This is a genomic window from Massilia eburnea (assembly GCF_050709955.1).
GTDB lineage: Bacteria > Pseudomonadota > Gammaproteobacteria > Burkholderiales > Burkholderiaceae_D > Rugamonas > Rugamonas eburnea_A.
On record NZ_JBNZFX010000030.1, the window covers coordinates 152,668 to 175,040 of the forward strand.

Consider the following 22,373-nt stretch of genomic DNA (forward strand, 5'->3'; position numbering starts at 1 on the left):
TCCTGGTCAAAACTCCCGAGTGACTAATTGTCTCCATTTGCGGAAGCAGTACAGAGTTATCGCGAATTGTCGCCTTTGAATGTGTGGCGGCATGGCAGTCCGGCAGAAAAGCGCGCCATTTTCGGCGGCTGGCTGCTGTTGCTGCTGCTTTGCGTGGCGCTGGGCGTGGCGACGGTCAAATGGAACTGGTCCGGAATGCCCGTCAACATGGGCGGCGTGACCGCCTATGTCACCGTGTATCCGCCGCTGCCGATCTGCCTGCTGTTGACGCTTACACTGGGCTGGTGGTGGGGCGCGATTCCCGCCTATTGTTCGACCCTGGTGCTGGCGCTGTATGCCGGCATGCCCCTGCATTGGGCGCTGCTGTTTGCCGGCGCCAACCCGCTCGGATTCAGCATCATGGCGATCGGTTACCGTGCCATGGTCATGCGGCGCGATTTGCGCCAACTGACATCGCTGCTGTTCTATATCCAGTTGTGCTTTGTGGCCAGCATTTTCGGCTCGTCTGCAGCCCTGATCTGGAGCTATACCAGCCACCTTGCGCCCGGGGCGCAACTGCCGGTCTGGCAGGGCTGGTGGCTGGGCTCCTTCCTGCAAAGCGTGCTGATTGGCGGGCCGGCGATGGCGATCCTGTGGCCACGCGTCGATCGCTGGCAACTGCAGCGCCAGAAACTGATGCGCAGGCGGCGCGGCGGCTCGCGCCGTTCGGTGCTGCGCATGCTGGCCACGGTGGCGGCCGGCGTGCTGCTGTACGGCTTTGTCACGATCCGACTGGCGGAGGCGGATGTGTTCCACGCGCCGCAGGTATTCCGCCAGACGGTGTGGATCTTTTACTGGGTGTTCGCAGCGATCATCATCTTCATCGCTTTCTTCGGCTACCAGTTGTTTTCGCATTGGCAGGATTCGACCGATGGCCTGTTGAGCGAAATGCAGCGCATGAACATCGACCTGGAGCGCCTGGCGACGACGGATGCGCTGACCGGCCTGCTGAACCGGCGCGCTGCCGACCGCCACCTCGATGCGGAGTGGCACCGCGCGCGCCGCTCCGGCCATACCTCGTCCCTGGTGCTGCTCGATATCGACCATTTCAAGCTGGTCAACGACAAATATGGGCACCCTGGCGGCGATGCGGCCCTGCGCATGCTGGCATCGTGCATCCGCTCGGTGATGCGGGAAGTCGACGTCGGGGCCCGCTATGGCGGCGAGGAATTCCTGATCGTGCTGCCGGAAACCGGGCGGGAAGGGGCGTTCGTATTTGCCGAGCGCCTGCGCGAACGTGTGGCGCTCTGCGAAATCAACCACGACAACCGGCTGTTCCGCTGCCATGTCAGCCTTGGCATCGCCGTCAGCGACAAGCACGAGGCGAGCTATGAGCACTGGGTGCGGCGCGCCGACGAGGCGCTGTACCGCGCCAAGCAGGGCGGCCGCAACCAGGCTGTCATGGGCCTTTGAGGCGCCTGCGCAGCATCAAGGCGGCCGCAGCGCCCCAGGCAATCAACGTCACCAGCGAGCCTTCCACGCCGTAGGCGCCGCCGCTGAGCCATTCCGGGCCGGCCATCTGCACCTGCAGCCAGCCGCGCGCTGCATGGCCGGAGACCGGAATGCCCAGCACGCCGTCATACAGGTAATTCCACGCGAAGTGCATGCCGACCGGCAGCCACAGGCTGCGCGTCAGCATCCACGCCGCGCACAAGGCGAGTCCGGCAATGCCGGTGTTGAGCACCGCCAGCGCGGTAATGTGTTCATTGGGCAGGTGCGCCAGTGCGAACAGCAGCACGTTGACCAGCAGGGAAGTGCGGGTGCCCCAGCGCGCTTCGACAATGCGGAACAGGATGGCGCGGAACAGGAGTTCTTCCATCACCGCCACCATGGCCTGCTCGGACAGCGGCTTCAAAACAGCGCTCCAGCCGCTGCTGCCGGTGACCACCAGCGCCCCTGCCGCAGCCAGGACCGCGGCGACCACGATGCCGAGCGCAGCGCCAATGCCGAGGCCTCGCAGCAGGCCGGGCCCCGCGCCTTGCAGTGCGGATTCGCCAGCGTCGCGCTGCTCGAAGCGGCGCACATAAAAACGGTAGCCAGCCAGGCACAGTGCCGCCGCCAGCAGGTGGTGCCAGGCGATGCGCATCTCTTTCGGCACCAGGGCCTGGACCAGCATCATGGTGGCAACCAGGGGCACGGCGACGCAAGCGATGCCGGCAATGATGCGAACCAGGGGATTACGGGCCAGTCGGGCACGCAAGGGCAAGGCGTGCGGCAGGGAGGATGGGATGGCTTGCTGCATCGTTCTATTCCTTTGCTTTGCGAATGCGTTCATCGAAAGAGCGCTGCTCCAGCGCCGTGATGGCGCGGGCCAGCGTGTCTGACAGGGGGTAAGGCAAATCGGCATCAAGCGATTCGGCTGCGGCAGCAGTGGCGCGCCAGCAGGCCTGCAGCTTGGGCAGCAAACGCTGGCCCTGCTCGCTGAGACGCAGCAGTTTCTGGCGTGCGTCGGTGGGACTGGACTGGGCCACCAGCCAGCCTTCTTTCAGCATCAGGGCCACGGTCTGCGTGGCGGCGGGCTGGGTGATGCCGGCGCTGCCGGCGATCTGGCTGACGCTGCATGGCTGCCCGCCGGCCAGCGCGCGCATCACGGGCGTATATCGCGGCCGGTAATCGAGGCCGGCCTCAACGTAGGACTGCTGCACGGCGCCGTCCAGCAGCTCGATCAAATGGCGCAATTGGGTTCCGAGTCCTTGTTTCATGGACCCATCCTAGCACAATGTATAAGTGCTTATGTATTATTTTTTTAACCAGTCTTGCGTCACTTCAGCAGCCCGGCCAGTTCGACCGCGGTCTTGACCTGCATCTTGTCGAAGATGTGGGCGCGGTGCACTTCGACGGTGCGCATCGAGATCCCCAGTTCGTCGGCCACCACCTTGTTCATCTTGCCGGCCAGGATCAGGTCCAGCACTTCGCGTTCGCGGCTCGAGAGCGTGGCGAGGCGCGCCTGCACGGCTGCCTTGGCGCTGGCCTGGCGCGAGGCGGCCAAGCCCTCCTGCACCCGGTCCATCAGTTGGTTGTCGTTGAAGGGCTTTTCGAAGAAATCGAAGGCGCCGCGCTTGAGCGTATCGACCGCCATCGGCACGTCGCCGTGGCCGGTCAGGAAGATGACGGGCAGGCGCGCCGTCAGTCCACGCGCCGCCAACTGGTCGAAGGCGGCCACCCCGCTGATCTCAGGCATGCGCACGTCGAGCAGAACGCAGTCGCCCTCCGGATCGAAAGCACCGGCTTGCGCAAAGGCCAGGAAGGCGGCCGCGCTTTCGTACGTGGTGGCGGCGATGCCGCGCGAGGAGGCGAGCCAGGACAGGGCATCGCGCACCACGGCTTCATCGTCAACGATATGTAGCATTCTGGGTCTCCCGAATCTGCTCTATTGGGCGCCGCCTGCGACCGGCAGCGTAAAAGTGAATATGGTACCGCCTTGCGGGTTGCCGCGGTGGGTCAACGTGCCGCCGTGGAACTCGATCGCGGTGCGGCAGATGTTGAGGCCCATCCCCATGCCTTCCGCCTTGGTCGAGAAGAAGGGCGAGAACAGGCGTTCGGCCACGTCCTGCGGAATGCCGTGTCCATTGTCGATCACCTGCACCACCACCATGCCGGCCAGCGGATCGTTTTCTGCGACCACGCGCAGCACGCGTTTCAGCGGTTGCACGTCGGCCATGGCTTCGATGCCGTTGCGGGTCAGGTTCAGCAGCACCTGTTCGATCAGCATGCGGTCGGCGCGCACCAGCGGCAGCGAGTCGGGGATATCGATTTGCAGGGATACATGGTGCTGGCGCGCCTGGAGCTCAATCAGCACCAGGATGGAATCGAGCATCGATTGCAGCGCCACGTCCTGGCGCTCCGATTCGCGGTTCTTCACGAATTCGTGCACGCTGCGAATGATCTGGCCGGCGCGCTGGGCCTGGGTGCCGGCTTGTTCCAGTGCCGGCTTCAGCAGGGCAGTGTCGCCGCCACGCGCCAGGATATTCAGGGCACCGGTGGTGTAGCTGGAGATGGCAGCTAGCGGCTGGTTCAGTTCATGCGCCAGCATGGAAGCGATCTCGCCCATCGTCGCCAGGCGCGCGCTGGCCTGCAGTTTTTCCTGGTGCTGGCGGTTCAGGTCCTCCATGCGCTTGCGGTCCGAAATGTCGAGGATGGAGCCCATGAAGCCGGTGTGGCGGCCTTCCTTGTCCACCAGCGGCGCTTCGAACACCAGCACCGGGATGCGGGTGCCGTCCGGGCGCTGGAACAGGGTTTCGAATTCCGGCGTGACGGAGCCGGCCAGCACGCTGGCCAGGCGATGCTGGTATTCCTCCATCACGTCCGGCGCCCAATAAGGCATGGGCGGCAGGCGGCCGATCAATTCTTCAGCCGGGTAGCCTACCATCTGGCAGAAGGCTGGATTGACGTAGGTGATGCGGCCCTCCAGGTCGCGCGCGCGCAAGCCGGTCACCAGCGAGTTTTCCATCGCCGTGCGAAAGCTCATTTGCTGCCGCAATTCGCCTTCCGCCGCCAGTCGACGCGAGATGTGGCCCCACAGTGCGAACAGGCTCCATAACAGCGCCAGCGAGAGGGCAATCACGGAGCCGACCAGCAGGTTGGGCAGCAGCTTGGGTTCGCTCTTCACGCTGTCCGTCATCAGGATGATGGTGGCGCCGGGCAGGTCGAGGGCGCGCTTGTGGGTGTAGACACCGTGGCCCTGGCCGGCCGAGCTGCGGCGCGCCAGCACCTTGTCGTCGCGGTCGAGCAGGGAGATCTGGTTATCCTGCGCGAACCACCACGGCACCATTTCATCCAGCAGGCTACTGAGCTGGAAGGTCGCCACCAGGCTGCCCACCCACTGCTCGCCGCGGTAAATCGGGAAATGCAGATCCATTTTCAGTTCGCCGGGCGTGCTGTCGCCGGCGACCGGCTCCGGCTCGGCATAGACCGGCGCGTGCGTGCGGCGCGCATGGTCCTGTGCCGCCAGCGAAGCCGTGCCAAGCACGGCGCTGCCGGCCGGGCGCACCGGCGCGCGTTCGCTGGCGATGACGACGCGGCCTTCGGGATCGACCTGGATCACGCTTTTGAGTTCAGCGCCGTTTTTCAGCATGCGGCCCATGCGCTGCTGCACGTCGGCCGGCGTCGGGTGGCCGGTGGCGATCTCATTGGCCAGGCCGCGCAGGCTTTCTTCGTGGCGGCCGAGCTGGAAGCGGATCGACTGTTCAACCCACAGCGTATCGGCGATCAACTGCTCTTGCCGCTCATTGCTTTCGAGCTGGCGCGCCTGCCAGGGCAGCCAGAACACGATGGCGACGAACAGCAGCACCAGTACCACCGGCAGCAGCCAGCGTATGGAAAAGGGCAGGGATAGGCGTTTTAACATGCTCCGAGGGTATCGAATCCAGTTGCTGCTTGTATTGTGGGTTTCCACAGTTGTGTGCCACCATTCCGGTGAACACAATATAAAGTGAGAATAATAATGCACCAGAATTGCCGGGAGACCTTATGCATTTGAAGTCCCTCCTGGCCGCCTTCGGCGCGGCCGCACTTGTCACGTCCCAGGCGTTCGCGCAGGCGCCAATTGTCATCAAGTTCAGCCACGTCGTTGCGCCGGATACGCCGAAGGGGCAGGCGGCGGAGCGCTTCAAGCAGATCGCGGAAAAGGCGACCGGCGGCCGCGTTCGGGTCCAGGTCTACCCGAACAGCCAACTGTACAAGGACAAGGAAGAACTGGAAGCCTTGCAACTGGGGGCGGTGCAGATGCTGGCGCCCTCGCTGGCCAAATTCGGCCCGCTGGGCGTGAAGGAATTCGAAGTCTTCGACCTGCCGTACATCTTCCCCAACAAGACCGCGCTGTACAACGTGACCGAAGGCCCGATCGGCAAGTCGCTGCTGAAGAAGCTCGAGACCAAGGGCATTACCGGCCTGGCGTATTGGGACAATGGCTTCAAGGTCATGTCGGCCAACCGCCAGTTGCGTGTGCCGGCCGACTTCAAGGGCCTGAAGATGCGGATCCAGTCTTCCAAGGTGCTGGATATCCAGATGCGCGCGCTGGGCGCGGTGCCGCAGTCGCTGGCCTTCTCCGAAGCGTATATGGCGCTGCAGACCGGCGTGGTGGACGGCACCGAGAATCCGCCGTCGAATATGTACACGCAAAAGATGCATGAGGTGCAGAAGAACCTGACCATCTCCAACCACGGCTACCTGGGCTATGCGGTCATCGTCAACAAGAAGTTCTGGGACGGCCTGCCGGGCGATATCCGCGGCAAGCTCGAAGGTGCGATGAAGGAAGCGACCACGTACGAAAAAGCCATCGCCCAGCGTGATAACGATATGGCGCTGGAAGCGATCCGCAAGTCCGGCAAGACCCAGATCTATAACCTGAGCGCCCAGGAACAGGCCCTGTGGCGCAATGCCCTGCTGCCGGTGCAAAAGCAGATGGAAGACCGGATAGGCAAGGACCTGATCCAGTCGATCAACCGCGAAACAGCAAAATGAAGTCCTGTCAAGTTGCCCAAAATAAATAACGATATGCGGAAAAAGATCGGTTACTATGGCGACGCCCCCGAACGGTGCGACTTGCACCATGATGGTTACGGGCACAGGATTTTGTGGGGAGTGAAGAAGAAGAACTAGCGGCCCGGCCGCGGATCATAGAGGAGACACGCTGCCTGACAGTATGCTGTTGGCCGCCGCCACAAGCGGGGTTAGATGGCCGGGGTGGTGAAAAAAAAGATTCAAGACGCACCTGAGGGTGCGTTTTTTTTTGCCCTATCCTGGCGCGCTGGTGTAGCATGATTGCCACAGTTTTATTGGAGTAAGCGTGACCGAAAAACAACATGCTGGCAGGGACTTCAGCGCCATCATCCATCTCCCGTTTGGCGCCATGGGCGTCGGGACGGCCGGCGCGGTCGTGACGGAAATGTTCTACCTGCCTGGCGATACGCCGGAACAGGCGCCGAGCAACGCCCTGGCCGAAAAAGCCGTGCAGCAGTTGCTGGCTTATTGCGGCGATGCCGACTATGTGTTCGACCTGCCGCTGGCGATGCGCGGCAGCGAGTTCCAGCGCCGCGTGTGGCAAGCGCTGCGCGAAATCCCGCGCGGCCAGGTACGTACCTACGGCGAACTGGCCAAGCACCTGGATTCCGTGGCGCGCGCCGTGGGACAGGCTTGCCGCAGCAATCCCTTCCCGCCGCTGGTGCCTTGCCACCGCGTGATGGGCGCCAACAGCCTGGGCGGCTTTGCCGGCAGCGACGACCAGAACGGCTTCACCCTTGGCGTCAAGCGCTGGCTGCTGGCCCACGAAGGACATCAAGAGTATCAATGGCAGCAGGCAACCTTGCTCTGATCGACGAGTTCTGCGACAGCCTGTGGCTGGAGGACGGGCTGTCCAAGAACTCCCTCGACGCCTACCGGCGCGACCTGACTGCTTTTGCCAAGTGGCTGGAAACAGCGCGGCCCGAGGTCGGCAGCCTGCATGCAGCCGGCACGGCCGACCTGCAAGCCTATTTTGCGGCGCGCCATGAAGACACCAAGGCCAGTTCGGCCAACCGTCGCCTGTCGGCCCTGAAGCGCTTCTACCAGCTCGCGCTGCGCCAACGCCATATCGCGGAAGACCCCTGCCTGCGCATGGCCTCGGCCAAGCAGCCGCTGCGCTTCGTCCATACCCTGAGCGAAGGGCAGGTGGAAGCGCTGCTGGCCGCGCCCGACCTGCGCACGCCGCTGGGCATCCGCGACCGCACCATGCTGGAGCTGATGTATGCCAGCGGCCTGCGGGTGTCGGAGCTGGTCGCCCTGAAGACGTTCGAACTGAGCATGAACGATGGCGTGCTGCGCGTCACCGGCAAAGGCGCCAAGACCCGCCTGGTGCCGTTCGGCGAGCAAGCCCGCCTGTGGATCGAGCGCTACCTGCGCGAAGCGCGCGGCGTCATCCTCGACGGCCAACAGGACGATGCGCTGTTCATCACCGGCCGCGGCGGGCCGATGACGCGGCAAATGTTCTGGGTGGTGGTCAAAAAGCACGCCCTGAAGGCCGGCATCACGGCGCCGCTGTCGCCGCATACGCTGCGGCATGCGTTCGCCACCCACTTACTGAACCATGGCGCCGACTTGCGCGTGGTACAGTTGCTTTTAGGCCACTCCGATATTTCTACAACACAGATCTATACCCACGTGGCCCGAGAGCGTTTGAAGCAGATTCATGCGCTACATCATCCGCGCGGATAATTTCGTTTGCGCATCGCCGCCAATCGGCTTACCTTGAGCCCAGGAGGATCACACACCATGGCGAAAACAAATTTCCAGTACGAAAAACGGCAACGCGAGTTGGAAAAGAAACGCAAGGCAGAAGAGAAAGCGCAGAAAAAGCTTGCAACCAAGCATCGGCCAGCCGATGAGCAGTCAGCCGATGAGGCTGGCTATGAAACCACCGAGACCGATATCACAACACCGGAATAATGAGACGAAACGCCCTCGCCACACTGTTAATCAGCGCCGCATACCTCGCTCCCCCACCAGCATTTGCCGTCGAGGGCAACTTATCCCCGCCAAAGTGTACCGCGCAGTCCGACAGCGCGGACCCGGCGCTGGCCTACATCATCGCAAGCTCCGCCGCCGTTCGCACCGCGCCATCGGCATCGGCCGAGTTGGTGGGTTATGCGCCGATTGCCCGACCGCTCAACCTGTTTTGCCAGCAGGACGGTTGGATCAAGGTGTCGCTCGACGGGGCGCAGAGCATGAACGGCTGGCTGCGCGCCGACCTGGCAGGGGCGGAGCTGCCGACACGGGACGCCGCGCTCGCCGCACTGCGCGGCGCGCAGGCCGGGAATTTCACGGCCTTGCGCATCCAGTCCGAACGCGTCCTGGCGTTCGATCCCCTGGATGAGGCCAACTTCGAAACCGTGCTGCAAGTGGTGCGCGGCGCCGGAGATGTGGAATGGACGCACAAGCTGGAGCGGCGCCTGGCTGTGCTGCGTGCGCCCACCGTAGCGCTTGCGCCGAACGAAGAGAAGCTGCTGTTTGCCATCGAAGGCACCAGCATGCATCCAGTCGCCACGCTGGTTGACGGCAAATGGCAAGGGTATTCCGCCTCCGCCGGCGACGACCAGCAGCGCAAGGACGACCGCAAGTTTGCCGATCGTTACTTCGCGATGGGGCGTGCCTACAACTTTTACACGCATGGCGGGGTGGATGGGATGGTGCTCGCCGCAGGCGGGCACGAAGCGGGCTGTTCTTCGATGGCGGCCAGTTTCAAGCGCGCCGCCGGCAAGCCGGCAGTTGTCAGCGGCCTGGCTGCGAACTTTCCATTGACGGAGCAGCCAGCCGGCCAGGATTTGCCGGTCGCCGATTCGCAGAAGCGCGCCGTGCTCGATGTGGCAGGCGCGGTGTTGAAGGCCCAAGGCGTATCGGCGGCCGGCATGGCGCGCCTGTTGCGTGCACCGGCTGGCGCAGAGCAGGGTCTGGTCATCTCTGCGGTCCCATCGCCCGGCCAGCCTTTGCCTTTGCTGGTCGCATCGTCGTCGTATTCCGATCCCGACTCTGGCCAAGGCTATTCCTTCCTGCTAGTGATGGAAGCGGACCGCAACGGCAAATATGCGGTGAGCCATCGCTACTTCAAGAAGATGAAAACGGACGAGGATGCTGGTGCCTACCGGCTTCTGGCCTATGTCGACATAGACGGCGATGGCCGGCAGGAGCTGGTGCTGGTTTATAACGGCTATGAATCGTGGTGGTACGAGATGCTGCGGCGCGAAGGCACAGGCTGGAAGAAGCTGTTCCGGGGTGGCGAGGGCGGCTGCTAAGCGAGCTGGCTGGCCGCCGTATCGTCCCCGCCAGCGCGGGGACGGGTAAGGCGACCTTTGTTACGCGGCTTCTGCCACGTCGGATTTTTCGGCCACTGGCGCGTCGTCATGGTGGCCGCGGCGCAGCCAGCGCTTGGCGCGCTTGCCGAAGGAGTCGAGGTAGGTGTACGCCACCGGCACCACCACCAGGGTCAGCAAGGTGGAGGTGATCACGCCGCCAATTACCGCACGTCCCATCGGCGCCTGCGTTTCCCCGCCTTCACCGAGGCCGATCGCCATCGGCAGCATGCCGAAGATCATGGCCAGGGTCGTCATCAGGATCGGCCGCAGGCGTACCTGGCCGGCGGCCATGATGGCGTCGAACTGGCTCATGCCGTCGCGCTGGCCGTGGTTGGTGAAGTCCACCAGCAGGATCGCGTTCTTGGTCACCAGGCCCATCAGCATGATCACGCCGATCACGGAGAACACGTTCAGGGTGGAGCCGGTTGCCAGCAGCGCCACCAGCACGCCGATCAGCGACATCGGCAGCGATACCATGATCGCAATCGGCTGCAGGAAGCTGCCGAATTGCGAAGCCAGCACGATGTAGATGAACACCACCGCTATGCCCAGCGCGGTGACCGCGCCGTTCATGGTTTCGGCCATCTGCTGCGCATTGCCGGCCACGTCGAAGCGCACGCCGTCCGGCAGCGTCATCGAATCCATAGCCTTCTTCACGTCGGCATCGACGTCGCCGGCCGGGCGGCCTTCGGTGCCTGCATAAACCGCCACGCGGCGCTGCAGGGCCTGGCGCTTCAGCACTTGCGGGCTGAAGCCGGGCACGAAGTCCACCACCTGGCGCAGCGGCACCATCAGCGGGTTGCCGTCCGGGCCGGTCTTGCTTGAAGTGAGCGACAGGTCGGCCAGGTCGGCGATGCGCTGGCGGTCCGATTTCGGCAGCTGCACATTGACTTCGTAGTTCTGGCCATCGGCCGCCAGCCAGTAGCTGGCCGTATCGCCCGCCACGAAAGGACGCATGGCGCTGCCGATCTGCTGCACGGTCAGCCCCAGGTCGCTGGCCAGTTCGTTGTTGATCTTGATCAGGGTCGATGGGTTGGCGCCTTCCTGGCTGTATTCCAGGTCGGCTACGCCCTTGATCTTGCGCATCTTGGCCATCAGGGTCTGGGCGGTCTGTTCCAGCTTGGCTTCATCGGTGCCGAGGATGGCGATGAAGATCGGCTTCTGGCCTACCGACATGGTGATGCCGGGGATGCTTTCCAGCCGTTTGCGGATTGCGCCTTCGAGCTTTTGCTGCGACTGCCGGTGGGTCTTCTTGGCGTCGGTCAGTTTAACGCGCATGAAGGACATGTGGCGGCCGCCCTGGTCGCCCACGTTGGCCAGCACGGCATCGATCTCTGGGAATTCCTTGAGCGCCGCTTCCACCTGCTTCACCTTGGCGTCGTTGTATTCCAGGCTGGAGCCGACCGGCACCTTGAACTGCAGGAAGATCTGGCCCTGGTCGGTCTCGGGGAACATTTCGCCGCCGATCATCGGCACCAGCATCAGGCTGCCCGCAAACAGGGCGAAGGCGGAGGCCAGCGTCAGCTTGCGCCATTTCAGTGCGAAGCCAAGCACCTTGCCATACAGCTTGTGCACCTTTTCCACGCCATGCTCGACCTTTTCCATGATGCGGCCTAGCCACGGCAGGTATTTGAAGCGGTCCTGGACCGGGTCGTGCCACACCGACGACAGCATCGGGTCCAGCGTGAAGGAGACGAACAGCGACACCAGCACGGCCACCGTGACAGTCACGCCGAACTGCAGGAAGAAGCGGCCGATGATGCCTTCCATGAAAGCCACCGGCACGAACACCGCGACAATGGCGAAGGTGGTCGCCATCACGGCAATGCCGATTTCATTGGTGCCGTCTTCCGCCGCCTTGCGGTGGTGTTTGCCGAAACCGAGGTGGCGCACGATGTTTTCACGCACCACGATGGCGTCGTCGATCAGCAGGCCGATGCACAGCGACAGCGCCATCAGCGTCAGGAAGTTCAGCGTGAAGCCGAAGGCTTTCATGGCGATGAAGGAGGCCAGCACCGAGATCGGCAAGGTCAGGCCGGTAATGATGGTCGAGCGCCACGAATGCAGGAAGAAGAACACGATCACCATGGTCAGGACCGCGCCTTCGATGATGGTGCGCTTGACGTTGTCCAACTGGGCCTGCACGCGCTCGGACTGCGAATCCATCACCTTGATCTTGATGTCTTCCGGCAGGGTCTTGCGCAGGTTTTCCACCACTTTCAGGATGCCGTTGCCGACTTCGACCACGTTGGCATCCTGCACCTTGGTGATATCCAGCGACACGGCGCGCTGGCCGTTGACACGCGAGATCGACTGTTCTTCCGCTTCGCCGTCGATCACGTCGGCCACCTGGTCCAGGTAGACCGGGCCGTTGGCGCGGCGCGCCACGATGATCTTGTTGAACTCCGAGGCTTCTTTCAGCTTGCCTTCCACCCGCACCAGGGTTTCGGTAACGTCGGCAGTCAGGCGGCCGGCCGGCAGGTTGGCGTTGGTATTCTGGATGGCGCGCATCACTTCGTCCACGCCGACGCCCTGCGCACGCATGTCGGCAGGGCGCAGGCTGACCAGCATCTGGCGCTTGGTGGTGCCGAACACGCGCACCTGGCCCACACCAGGCACGCCCTGGAAGCGCTTGGCCAGGATCTGGTCGGTCATGGTGGACAGTTCGCGCAGGCTGCGCTTGTCCGAGATGAAGGACAGGCTGACAATGGGCTGGTCGTTCTCGCCTTCGGCGCGGGCGATGAAAGGCTCCTTCGCTTCACGCGGGAATTTCGGGCGCACCAGCGCGATCTTGTCGCGCATGTCCTGCATCGCCTTGTCCATATTGGTGGACAGTTCGAATTCGACATAGACGCCGGCCTTGCCTTCCCACGAGTTGGCGCGGATGGTCTTGACACCGGACACGGTGTTGACGATGTCTTCGATCGGGCGCGTGATGTCGTTTTCGACTGCTTCAGGCGAGGCGCCCGGATACACCACCTCAATCGCGGCGAACGGGAAACTGACGTTCGGCATGGATTCCACGCCGAGGCCTTTATAAGAGAAGATGCCAAGCACCATCAGCGCCACCATCACCATGGTGGCAAAGACCGGCTGGCGGATCGAGATTTTGGTGATCCACATGGTTGCGCCCCTTAGCCTTTGGCCGCAGCCAGCATGGCCGGCTTGGCGGCGGGAGCGGTAGCAGGCGCCGCCAGTTTCACCTTGGCGCCGGGCTTGACGCCTTCCAGCTTGGAGATGATGACGTTGGCGCCCTTGTCCAGGCCGCCGGTCACTTCTGCCAGGCCCGCGTCTTCGCTGCGCAGGCCAAGGCTGACCGGCTGCGACACGATGATACCGTTGGATACCAGGTAGACCACCTGCTTGCCTGCTTCTTCGCGCAGTGCGGCCAGCGGCACCATCGGCGCTTCCTTGGTGCGCTCGGTGGTGATATTCCCTTTGGCGAACATGCCGCCGCGCAGCACGCTGTCAGCATTCGGCACCGAGATATAGACCAGCATGGCGCGCGAGCCGGCTTCCGTGGTCGGGTTGATGCGCGCCACCTTGCCGCTGAATTCGCGCTTGGCGAAACCGTCGACGCGGAAATTGACCTCCTGGCCGATTTTCACGCGCGGGATATCGGTGGTGGGCACTTGCGCTTCCAGCGTCAGCTCCTGCAGGCCGACGATGGTGTAGACGGGCATGTCAGGCGCGACTTTATCGCCCGCCTGGACATGACGTTTGGAGATGATTCCGCTGATCGGGGCGTGGATCACGCTGTCGTTCAGCGCGATGCGGGCCAGCTCGACCATGGCGGAAGCAGATTTGACATTGGCGCGCGCCAGCTCGACGGCATTGGCCGTGGTATCGAAGCTGGTCTGCGAGATGAACTTCTGCGACAGCAGCGCGTTTGCGTTGTTTTCGTTCTTGCGGGCCATGCTGAGCTTGGCCTGGGCCTCTTCCAGCATGGCTTGCTGCTGGGCCAGGCGCGCTTTCAGGTCGGCCTGGTCGAGGCGGGCCAGCACCTGGCCCTGCTGCACCGACACGCCTTCGCGCAGCGCCGCTTCCTGCACCTGGCCCGATACTTTGGACTTGATGGTGGCTTGGTTAACCGGGATCAGCGAACCCGACAGTGGGAGGCCGACCGATAGCGGGCGCGCATTGATGGCAGCAACGTCGGCGCTGGCCAGCTCCAGCACGGGCGCCGGTTTGGCGGCCCCCGCCTTGGGCGCGTCGGCCGGCTTGGCTTGCGAGGTCATGACGGCCCAGCCGCCACCCGCCAGGCCCAGTACCACCAGGCCGATCAGGGGAAGGCGCCAGCGTTTCGGGGACTTCAGGTGCACGGGTTGTGGGCTCATTATTGTCTCTTCGTCAAAGTTGTCCGCTGGCGCGGGGTGCGATGGTGTCACTGTAGGTTTTAACAAGTCCAGCAGCCACGGGAATGCGATAGAGCGCAAAAACGGCGACCTGAAATGCAAAAAGCGAGGGGGGAGCCGCACCTTTGAGGGATCGCAAATGGGCCTGCCGCACAACGTGGCAAAAATGGGGCTATGAGCACACCTTCGCCTGCCGCGCCGGCTCCGACCCCAGCCCATGCCGCGCTCGACCTGATCGGGCGCATGGTGGCTGCGCTCGAGCTGACGCCGCTGGTGGCGGTATGCAGTTTCGACCGCGATGGCGTGGTGCAATTCTGTAACCAGGCGTGCGCGGACTTGCTGGGTGTCGCCGCCAGCGAAGTGGTCGGCAAGCGTATGGCTGAGCTACGATCGCATGGTTCGCGGCAGGCAGAACACGATGCGCTGCTGGAAGAAATATGGCGGAACGGCCACACCTGCCAGGCGGGCGACTGGCAGGTGCGAACTGGCGATGGCCGCGAGCTATGGTTGTACTCGACCCACATCCCGGTGTGGCATGAAGGGCAACTGGCGCAAGTCTTCTGCATGGAAGTCGACATCACGCAGCGGCACCGGGAATTCGATGCCTTGCAGGCGGCGGGGGCCAACTTCCACCATCTGTTCGAGCGCTCCAGCGACGCGATCCTGCTGCTGCGCGACGGCGTGGTGGAGCAGGCCAATCCGGCGGCCGTCTGCCTGTTCAAGTGCGACGGACCGGCGCGGCTGGTCGGGCGCAGCCTGCACGAGTTCTCGCCGATGCAGCAGCCGTCCGGCGTGCTGTCGGGTGAGGCGGAGGAAGGCATGGCGGCCGAGGCGCGCCGTGCCGGCAATGCGCACGGCGAGTGGCATTACGTCGATTGCGAAGGCGGCCTGTTCTGGGCCGAAGTGCTGCTGACGGCAGTTTCGCTGGACGGCAGCAACCTGTACTACGCGGTGGTGCGCGATATCTCCAAGCGCAAGCAGGCCGAGCACATGTTGCACCTGGCAGCGCAGGTATTCGAAAACAGCCGCGATGCCATCGTGCTGACCGACCGTGGCCGGCGCGTGATTGCCTTGAATCGTGCCTTCACCGTGATGACCGGCTTCGGGCCGCAAGACATGCTGGGCAAGCCGGTCAGCCTGTTACGCTCCGGTGTCCATGAAGAGTCGTTCTACCGGGAAGTGTGGACGCAGGTCGAGCAAAGCGACCATTGGGAAGGCGAGTCGTGGGGGCGGCGGCATGACGGCGGGCTGTTCCCTTGCTGGACCAGCATCAGCGCCATCCGCGACAGTGCAGGCCTGGTCAGCAACTATATGGGCATCGTCACCGATATCACCGAGCGCAAGAAATCCGAACAACACACGCGCCACCTGGCCGAGCATGATTTCCTGACCGATTTGCCGAACCGGGTGCTGCTGCTGGACCGCTTGCGTCTGGCACTGGCGGCGGCGCGCCGCAACCAGACGTTGCTGGCGGTGCTATTCCTCGACCTGGACCGGTTCAAGACGGTCAACGACACGCTGGGGCATGCCGTGGGTGACCGGCTGCTGAAGGAAGTCGCCGGCCGGCTGGTGCACTGCGTGCGCGAGGCCGATACGGTGAGCCGGCAGGGCGGCGATGAGTTCATTATCATGCTGTCGGACGTGGCGGGGCCGAAAGGGGCGGCACATGCTGCGGACTCCGTGCTGCATACGCTGGAGCAGGAGTTCGTGCTGGGCGAGCACATTGCGCACATCTCGGGCTCGATCGGGATTGCCATGTTCCCCGCCGATGGCGAGGAAATCGATGCCCTGTTGAAGAATGCCGATATCGCGATGTATCACGCCAAGCAGGAAGGACGCAACGGCTACCGGTTCTTCAGCGGTGCGATGCATGCGCGCATCGTCGAGCGCTCCGGGCTGGAGCAGGGCTTGCGCCGCGCGCTGGCCGAGCAGCAGTTCGAACTGGCGTTCGAGCCCGAGGTGGATATCGCCAGCGGCGTGGTGGTGGGGATGGAGGCGCTGCTGCGCTGGCGCCATCCCGAACTGGGATTGCTGCTGCCGGAGCGCTTTATCGATATCGCTACCGAGGCGGGCATGATGGTGGCGATCGGCAACTGGGTGCTGCAGGAAGCCTGCCGCCATGCGCGCGGCTGGCGCGATCAGGGGCGCCAGCTGGCGGTGTCGGTCAACCTGGCGCCGGCGCAGCTGGTGCACAAGGACTTGCTCGATTGCGTCGGAGCTGCCTTGCGTGCGGCCGGGCTGCCGGCGCAGGCGCTCGAATTGCAGCTCACCGAAGCCATGCTGATGCAAGGCGGCGCGCAGGCGGAAGCCGTGCTGGGCAAACTGCGCGGGCTGGGCGTGCGGCTCTCGATCGACGATTTCGGCACCGGCTACTCGCGCCTGGGGCAGTTGAAGAACAGTCCCATCGACAAGCTCAAGATCGCCCAGTCATTCTTCCAGGATGGTACCGATGCCACCGCCATCCGCATCATCATTGCCATGGCGCGCAGCCTCGACATGACCGTCATCGCCGAAGGCGTCGAAACCGAAGACCAGCTGCAGCTCCTGCGCGAACTCGGCTGCGACCAATATCAAGGCCACCTGGCTGGCGCCGCCGGTCACGGCTAAAGAAGGAGCTGGTCACAACTAGTGGCCACTTAGCGCAGCCGCAGCCGCACCAGCACCTGGCCGTGGTCGGAAACTTCGGGGCGCTCCTGGCGCAAGTGGTCGTTGAAGTAGCTGACGTCCAGCACCTCGCCGATGGCGCGCGGGGAGGCGGGATTGAATTCTTCCGACACCAGCACGTGGTCGATGGTGGAGTAGTGGCCTTCGTGGATGCTGGTGTAGGCCACGTGGCGCAAGTGGTCTTGCCGCAGCTGGATCTGGTTGGCGTCGTACATGCGGCCGCGCCGCTCATCGCCGGGCATCATGCCGCCGCCGTTGCCAAGCACGATGCTGGTGGTCACCGCGTCGGCCGTGTCGTTGAAATCTCCCAGCACGATGCAGGGCCGGCGCGATTCGCGCATCATCTTGCTTAGCAAGACCCGCAAGGCCACCGCTTCGGTGCCGCGCCACACCAGCGAACGCAGGCTGGCCATGGCCAGGTGCAGCGGGTCTTCCGAGGTGTCCCCGCTGCGGTAGTCGGGGCGGCGCGATTTCAGGTGCACCACGATGACGTCCACCACAGCTTCGCTGGGCAGGACAATCTGTGCATGCAGCGGCGCGCGAGCGAAGCGATCCGACTCCGCCAGGCCCGAATCGGCCGGCACCCCTTCGGGGAAATTGGCATAGACTTCCGGCGCTGTCGCCAACGGCAGGCGCGACACCAAGGCCACATTGGGCGTCAAACGGGAGGCGTGGGGATCGGGGTCGAAGCCGGCATGCACGGCGTCGCGGTATTTGCGGGTGCGCGAGAGTACGTCGCGCAAGGATTGCTGGGAGAAGATTTCCTGGAAACCGATCACATCGGCATCGAGCTGGTCCAGTTGCTGCGCGGTCCATTCCGCCTTGGCTTCGTATTCCTGCTGCGTCAATGGCTGCAAGTTGTCGTACAGTTTCGCCCCTGGCGGAGCAAGGTTGCAGACATTGAAAGTGGCAAAGCGAATTTCTTGCTGCATAATGAGAAACTCCTCTCTTGGCACTAGCGTATCACGGCATGGCAAAAAAAGAGCACATTTCCGAAACCCCGGCGACAGCTTTACTGCGCAGGCACAAAGTCGCATTTTCCGAACATCCATATGACTACCAAGAGCATGGCGGCACCTCCGTCTCTTCGCGCGAACTGGGCGTCGAAGAACACCACGTGGTGAAGACCCTGGTCATGCAGGACGAGGCGGCCAAGCCGCTGATCGTGCTGATGCACGGCGACTGCAAGGTATCGACCAAGAACCTGGCCCGCAATATCGGTTGCAAATCCGTTGAACCTTGCAAGCCCGAGGTGGCGCAGCGCCATTCAGGCTATATGGTGGGCGGCACCTCCCCGTTCGGCACCAAGAAGGCGATGCCGGTGTACGTGGAAGAAAGCATCCTCGGCCTGGAAACGATTTATATCAATGGCGGCCGTCGTGGCTTCTTGATTGGTATCAAGCCAACCGTGCTGACCGAAGTGCTGGCAGCCAAGCCGGTGCAATGCGCATTGGCTGATTGATAAGATTGGCTTGGCGCGGTACCGCCCGCGCTGGACGCTATGGTGTATAGTCGCTGCCGCATATAAAAACAACGAATCCTGGGGATTTATGATTACTCTGCTTCTGATGATTGGCGCTTACCTGATCGGCTCGATTTCCTTCGCCGTGGTGGTGAGCAAGTTCTACGGCCTGGATGATCCGCGCACCTATGGCTCCGGCAATCCCGGCGCCACCAACGTGCTGCGCAGCGGTAACAAAGGCGCTGCCATCTGGACCTTGATCGGCGATGCCTTCAAGGGTTGGCTGGCGGTGTTCCTGGTGGACCACTTCCAGCAGCAATTGGGCTTGGGTTACCAGGCGGACCAGGCGATTGCCCTGGTGGCGGTGGCGGTGTTCGTTGGCCACCTGTGGCCGGTGTTCTTCAAGTTCGTTGGCGGCAAGGGCGTGGCCACCGCGCTGGGCGTGCTGCTGGCACTGAACCTCTGGCTGGGCGTTGCAACACTGGTGACCTGGCTGGTGGTGGCGTACGCCTTCCGCTATTCCTCGCTGGCAGCCCTGATCGCTTCCGTGTTTGCGCCGTTCTATTACGGCCTGCTGTTCGGCGCCGAGCCGCAATTGGCTGCGGTGCTGGCAATGAGCGGTTTGCTGATTTGGCGCCATGCCAAAAATATTGCTAACCTTATTGCTGGCAAAGAAAGCCGTATCGGCAGCAAAGCCAAGAAAAAGGCCTAGAAAACCATGACTATCACCCCGATCCGCATCGACTTCGTCTCCGACGTTTCCTGTCCCTGGTGTGCGATCGGGCTGAATAGCCTGGAAGTGGCGCTGGGCCGGCTTGGCGACAGCGTCCAGGCACAAATCCACTTCCAGCCCTTCGAGCTGAATCCGCATATGGTTCCGGAAGGGCAGGACATCACCGAGCACCTGCGCCAGAAATACGGCGCCAGCCCCGCCCAGCAAGAACAAACCCGTGAAATGATCCGCCAGCGCGGCGCCGATGTCGGCTTCGACTTTGCCATGGGCATGCGTAGCCGTATTTACAACACTTTTGATGCCCACCGCCTGCTGCATTGGGCTGGCGAGCACGGCAAACAAAAGGAGCTGAAAAAGGCCTTGTTCGACGCCTATTTTACGCGTGGCCAGGATCCCAGCTCGCGCACCCTGTTGGTGCAGGTGGCTGGCAAGGTCGGCCTGGATGAAGCCGAGGCGGTCCAAATTCTGTCATCCGGCCGCTACGCGCAGGAAGTGCGCGATATGGAGCACTTCTACAACCGAAACGGCATCCAGTCGGTGCCGGCAGTCATCATCGATGAAAAGCACCTGATTTCCGGCGGGCAACCACCTGAAGCCTTCGAGCGGGCGCTGCGGCAGATAATGGCCGCCAAATAAAGACTATTATCTTGCTAACAACCTTGTTACACTTGGCATCGTAACAAGGAGAGAGCATGTCTGCCGCAGAAAAAATCACCACCCTGTACCCGCGGCAGTCGGACGACCAGCAGCGCCTGGCTGCATTGCACCGCTACGATGCCCTCGATGCCCCCGCCAGCGAGGATTTCAGCTTCCTGACCGAGCTGGCCGCCAAGGTCTGCGACGTCCCATATGCCTTCATCACGCTGGTCGATACCGAGCGCGCCTTCGTCAAATCCTGCACCGGGCTGGCGCTGGACTCGCTGCCGCGCAGCCAGTGCTATTGCGCGCTGGCGGTTCTGGGCGACAACGCTACCGAGATCTGCGACCTGAGCAAGGATGCCCGCACGGCGGCGATGCCGCTGACGACCGCAGCGCCATTCATGCGCATGTACAGCAGCGTGCCATTGACCAGCAGCGAAGGCTTCGCGATCGGCACCCTGTGCGTGATGGACAGCAAGCCCGGCTGCCTGTCGACATCGCAGCGCGACATGCTGCGCAAGCTGGCGCGCCAGGTCATGGCACTATTCGAACTGCGCGCCAATGACAGGGCGCTGAAGGCCTCGGTGGATGAGCTGGCAACCCTGGCCACCACCGATGAGCTGACCGGGCTGCATAACCGCCGCTCGCTGATGAACCGGCTGCGTTTTGAGGTGGCCCGCACGCGCCGCTTCCGTACGCCGCTGTCGGCGGTGATGGTGGACCTCGACCGCTTCAAGAACATCAATGATGAGTTCGGCCACCAGTTTGGCGACGAAGTGCTGGCCGCCATCGGCCGGCTGGTGCGCGAAAATGTGCGGGTGATCGACGTGGCTGGACGCTACGGCGGCGAGGAATTGTGTATCCTGTTGCCGAACACGCCGCTCGAAGGAGCGCGCAAGTTCGCAGAGACGTTGCGGTCGCGGATCGAAGCCCAGGTGCACAGCACCGGGGCCCGCGCGGTAACGGTGACGGCCAGCCTTGGCGTCGGTTCCTTCAATCATATGGATATTGATGATGCCGACATGCTGCTGAAGCAGGCCGACGCCGCGCTATACCGGGCCAAAGCCAATGGCCGCAACTGTGTTGAAGGTTGAACAGGACAGGAGTTTGCATGCCGAAGGCAATGTGGAATGGCGCCGTGATCGCGGAAGCCGATAGCAGCGAAGTCGAGATCGTCGAGAACAATATCTATTTCCCGCCAGCGCGGGTCAAGCAGGACTATCTCCAGCCGAGCCAGCACACGACGATGTGCCCGTGGAAGGGCGTGGCCAGCTATTACAACGTGGTGGTGGACGGCAAAGTGAACGCCAACGCCGCCTGGTACTACCCATCGCCGAAGGAAGCGGCAAACAACATCAAGGACCGCATCGCCTTTTGGCACGGCGTGGAAGTCCAGCATTAATTGGACAATATCACCCACTCGGTAGTTGGTCTCGGCATCGGCGAGCTGGTTCAGCGCTCGCTGCCGCCGGAGGCCGATCCGGCGCGGCATACAACGCGCCATCGTTTGCTGTTGACGGCGTGTGCAGTCGCCAGCAATTTCCCCGACCTTGACCTGATCTTCACACGCCTGGCGCCGGCGCCACTGGGCTATCTGCTGCACCATCGGGGCCACACGCATACCTTGCTTTTCCTGCTGCCGCAGGCTTTGCTGCTGCTCGCCCTGTTGTGGCTCTTGTGGCCGAATGCGCGCTCGCTGCTGCGCGAAAGCCGCGATGCACGGCGTGGCTTGCTGCTGGTGCTGGCTGCCGGCTTCCTGCTGCACATCGGCATGGACTTCATGAACAACTACGGCGTCCATCCTTTCTATCCATTCAGCGGGACCTGGTATTTCGGCGATATGGTCTACATCATCGAGCCTGTGTTCTGGGTAGCGTTCGGGGTGCCGCTGGCGATGGTGGCGCCTTCGCGGCGGATGCGCATCGTGCTGCTGTCCGTGCTGCCGGTAATCCTGCTGTACGTGACGCTGCACGGCTTCCTGTCGTGGGCTTCGTTGGCAGCCCTGGTCGCGCTGGGCGCGGCGGTGGCGGCGCTGCGCTTCATGCATATGCACAGTCGGCGCGCGCTGCTGCTGGCGCTTGGCGTCGCGCTGGCATTTGTCGGGGTCCAGATGTCGGCGTCGGACAAGGCGCGCCAGGCGGTGACGGCGGCACTGGTACTGCAAGACCCGCAGGCGCGCGTGCTGGATGTGGCGCTGACGGCCTTCCCGTCCCAGCCACTGTGCTGGAGCTTTACCTCGATCGAGTCGGATGGAAAAACTTACCAGCTGCGGCGCGGGCATCTGAGCCTGGCGCCTGCATTGCTGTCGCCGCGCGATTGCCCGGCGGCGCTGACGGCCGATGCTTCGCAGGAAATGGCCGGTACCGTGCCCGGCGTACTGGTCTCCGACTCGTGGCAGGGCGACGTGGCGGCTTTGCGCGCCCGCGCGGCGGCCGATTGCCAGCTCGCTGCGTGGCTGCGCTTCGCCCGCATGCCGGCGGTGGATGGGGCCCAGGCCACCGACCAGCGCTTCGCCAGCGCGCCGCGCGGCAACTTCACCACGCTGCTGCTGGCGGCGCGGCCGGCATGCCCGTTCGGCGTGCCGGCCTGGGGCATGCCGCGCGCCGATCTGCTGGGGCGCGCGCAATGAAGACCTACGATCCGCATCAACGGTTTGG

Annotated in this window: 20 protein-coding genes; 13 read left to right on the forward strand and 7 right to left on the reverse strand. The window is 63.3% G+C overall.

Annotated elements, in window-relative coordinates:
• The first annotated feature begins 27 nt into the window (after nt 1–27).
• Nucleotides 28–1,452: a diguanylate cyclase gene (locus ACQ4MM_RS16345; RefSeq protein WP_431478333.1), complete on the forward strand. Its 1,425-nt coding sequence runs from the start codon at nt 28–30 to the stop codon at nt 1,450–1,452.
• On the opposite strand, the gene ACQ4MM_RS16350 is transcribed toward ACQ4MM_RS16345, so the two are convergent.
• Genes ACQ4MM_RS16350 through ACQ4MM_RS16365 form a run of 4 tightly spaced genes read right to left on the reverse strand, consistent with a single transcriptional unit; the run spans nt 1,439 to nt 5,386 of the window.
• Entirely contained in the window at nt 1,439–2,281 is an 843-nt protein-coding gene (locus ACQ4MM_RS16350) for a CPBP family intramembrane glutamic endopeptidase (protein WP_431478334.1), read from the reverse strand. The two genes, ACQ4MM_RS16345 and ACQ4MM_RS16350, sit on opposite strands and share 14 nt — an antisense overlap.
• Before the next feature lie 4 nt (nt 2,282–2,285).
• A complete protein-coding gene (locus tag ACQ4MM_RS16355) occupies nt 2,286–2,741 on the reverse strand; it encodes a MarR family winged helix-turn-helix transcriptional regulator (protein WP_431478335.1) in 456 nt (151 codons plus the stop codon).
• Nucleotides 2,742–2,800: 59 nt separating this feature from the next.
• Nucleotides 2,801–3,388, reverse strand: coding sequence for a response regulator transcription factor (locus ACQ4MM_RS16360; protein ID WP_431478336.1), 588 nt, complete (start codon nt 3,386–3,388; stop codon nt 2,801–2,803).
• 21 nt (nt 3,389–3,409) lie between these two features.
• The gene (locus tag ACQ4MM_RS16365) at nt 3,410–5,386 is read right to left on the reverse strand and encodes a sensor histidine kinase (RefSeq protein WP_431478337.1); all 1,977 of its coding nucleotides are present in this window, start codon (nt 5,384–5,386) and stop codon (nt 3,410–3,412) included.
• 122 nt (nt 5,387–5,508) lie between these two features.
• On the opposite strand from ACQ4MM_RS16365, the gene ACQ4MM_RS16370 reads away from it, so the two are divergent.
• The 5 genes from ACQ4MM_RS16370 to ACQ4MM_RS16390 all read left to right on the forward strand — a co-directional run bounded on the left by ACQ4MM_RS16370 (nt 5,509) and on the right by ACQ4MM_RS16390 (nt 9,803).
• Nucleotides 5,509–6,501, forward strand: coding sequence for a TRAP transporter substrate-binding protein (locus ACQ4MM_RS16370; protein WP_431478338.1), 993 nt, complete (start codon nt 5,509–5,511; stop codon nt 6,499–6,501).
• A gap of 325 nt (nt 6,502–6,826) precedes the next feature.
• The gene (locus ACQ4MM_RS16375) at nt 6,827–7,351 is read left to right on the forward strand and encodes a methylated-DNA--[protein]-cysteine S-methyltransferase (RefSeq protein ID WP_431478339.1); all 525 of its coding nucleotides are present in this window, start codon (nt 6,827–6,829) and stop codon (nt 7,349–7,351) included.
• On the forward strand, nt 7,327–8,229 hold the full coding sequence (gene xerD, locus ACQ4MM_RS16380) for a site-specific tyrosine recombinase XerD (protein WP_431478340.1): 903 nt from the start codon (nt 7,327–7,329) through the stop codon (nt 8,227–8,229). The genes ACQ4MM_RS16375 and xerD overlap by 25 nt, the downstream gene beginning before the upstream one ends.
• Nucleotides 8,230–8,235: 6 nt before the next feature.
• Complete coding sequence (locus tag ACQ4MM_RS16385; protein WP_431478469.1) at nt 8,236–8,460, forward strand: hypothetical protein; 225 nt, start codon at nt 8,236–8,238, stop codon at nt 8,458–8,460.
• Nucleotides 8,460–9,803 (forward strand): SH3 domain-containing protein, encoded by a 1,344-nt coding sequence (locus ACQ4MM_RS16390; RefSeq protein WP_431478341.1) that lies wholly within the window; start codon nt 8,460–8,462, stop codon nt 9,801–9,803. Before ACQ4MM_RS16385 ends, ACQ4MM_RS16390 begins: the two co-directional genes overlap by 1 nt.
• Before the next feature lie 60 nt (nt 9,804–9,863).
• Here the strand turns inward: ACQ4MM_RS16390 and ACQ4MM_RS16395 are convergent, their stop codons facing one another.
• Both ACQ4MM_RS16395 and ACQ4MM_RS16400 read right to left on the reverse strand, forming a co-directional pair.
• Nucleotides 9,864–12,986 (reverse strand): efflux RND transporter permease subunit, encoded by a 3,123-nt coding sequence (locus ACQ4MM_RS16395; protein ID WP_431478342.1) that lies wholly within the window; start codon nt 12,984–12,986, stop codon nt 9,864–9,866.
• Between the two features lie 11 nt (nt 12,987–12,997).
• Nucleotides 12,998–14,200 carry an efflux RND transporter periplasmic adaptor subunit gene (locus tag ACQ4MM_RS16400; protein ID WP_431478343.1) on the reverse strand — a complete coding sequence of 401 codons (1,203 nt, stop codon included), beginning with the start codon at nt 14,198–14,200 and terminating at the stop codon, nt 12,998–13,000.
• A 192-nt stretch (nt 14,201–14,392) separates the two neighbouring features.
• On the opposite strand from ACQ4MM_RS16400, the gene ACQ4MM_RS16405 reads away from it, so the two are divergent.
• Nucleotides 14,393–16,825 carry a sensor domain-containing protein gene (locus ACQ4MM_RS16405; RefSeq protein ID WP_431478344.1) on the forward strand — a complete coding sequence of 811 codons (2,433 nt, stop codon included), beginning with the start codon at nt 14,393–14,395 and terminating at the stop codon, nt 16,823–16,825.
• A gap of 29 nt (nt 16,826–16,854) precedes the next feature.
• Here ACQ4MM_RS16405 and ACQ4MM_RS16410 read toward each other — a convergent pair whose 3' ends face one another.
• Entirely contained in the window at nt 16,855–17,814 is a 960-nt protein-coding gene (locus ACQ4MM_RS16410) for an endonuclease/exonuclease/phosphatase family protein (RefSeq protein ID WP_431478345.1), read from the reverse strand.
• 38 nt (nt 17,815–17,852) lie between these two features.
• Between ACQ4MM_RS16410 and ybaK the strand changes: the two genes are divergently transcribed.
• The 6 genes from ybaK to ACQ4MM_RS16440 all read left to right on the forward strand — a co-directional run bounded on the left by ybaK (nt 17,853) and on the right by ACQ4MM_RS16440 (nt 22,345).
• A complete protein-coding gene (ybaK, locus tag ACQ4MM_RS16415) occupies nt 17,853–18,344 on the forward strand; it encodes a Cys-tRNA(Pro) deacylase (protein WP_431478346.1) in 492 nt (163 codons plus the stop codon).
• An 88-nt stretch (nt 18,345–18,432) separates the two neighbouring features.
• Nucleotides 18,433–19,056 (forward strand): glycerol-3-phosphate 1-O-acyltransferase PlsY, encoded by a 624-nt coding sequence (plsY, locus tag ACQ4MM_RS16420; RefSeq protein ID WP_431478347.1) that lies wholly within the window; start codon nt 18,433–18,435, stop codon nt 19,054–19,056.
• 6 nt (nt 19,057–19,062) lie between these two features.
• Nucleotides 19,063–19,713 (forward strand): DsbA family oxidoreductase, encoded by a 651-nt coding sequence (locus tag ACQ4MM_RS16425; RefSeq protein WP_431478348.1) that lies wholly within the window; start codon nt 19,063–19,065, stop codon nt 19,711–19,713.
• Between the two features lie 56 nt (nt 19,714–19,769).
• Nucleotides 19,770–20,810: a sensor domain-containing diguanylate cyclase gene (locus tag ACQ4MM_RS16430; protein WP_431478349.1), complete on the forward strand. Its 1,041-nt coding sequence runs from the start codon at nt 19,770–19,772 to the stop codon at nt 20,808–20,810.
• 17 nt (nt 20,811–20,827) lie between these two features.
• On the forward strand, nt 20,828–21,118 hold the full coding sequence (locus ACQ4MM_RS16435; RefSeq protein ID WP_431478350.1) for a DUF427 domain-containing protein: 291 nt from the start codon (nt 20,828–20,830) through the stop codon (nt 21,116–21,118).
• Entirely contained in the window at nt 21,119–22,345 is a 1,227-nt protein-coding gene (locus ACQ4MM_RS16440) for a metal-dependent hydrolase (RefSeq protein WP_431478351.1), read from the forward strand. It abuts the gene before it with no gap.
• Nucleotides 22,346–22,373 lie beyond the last annotated feature (28 nt).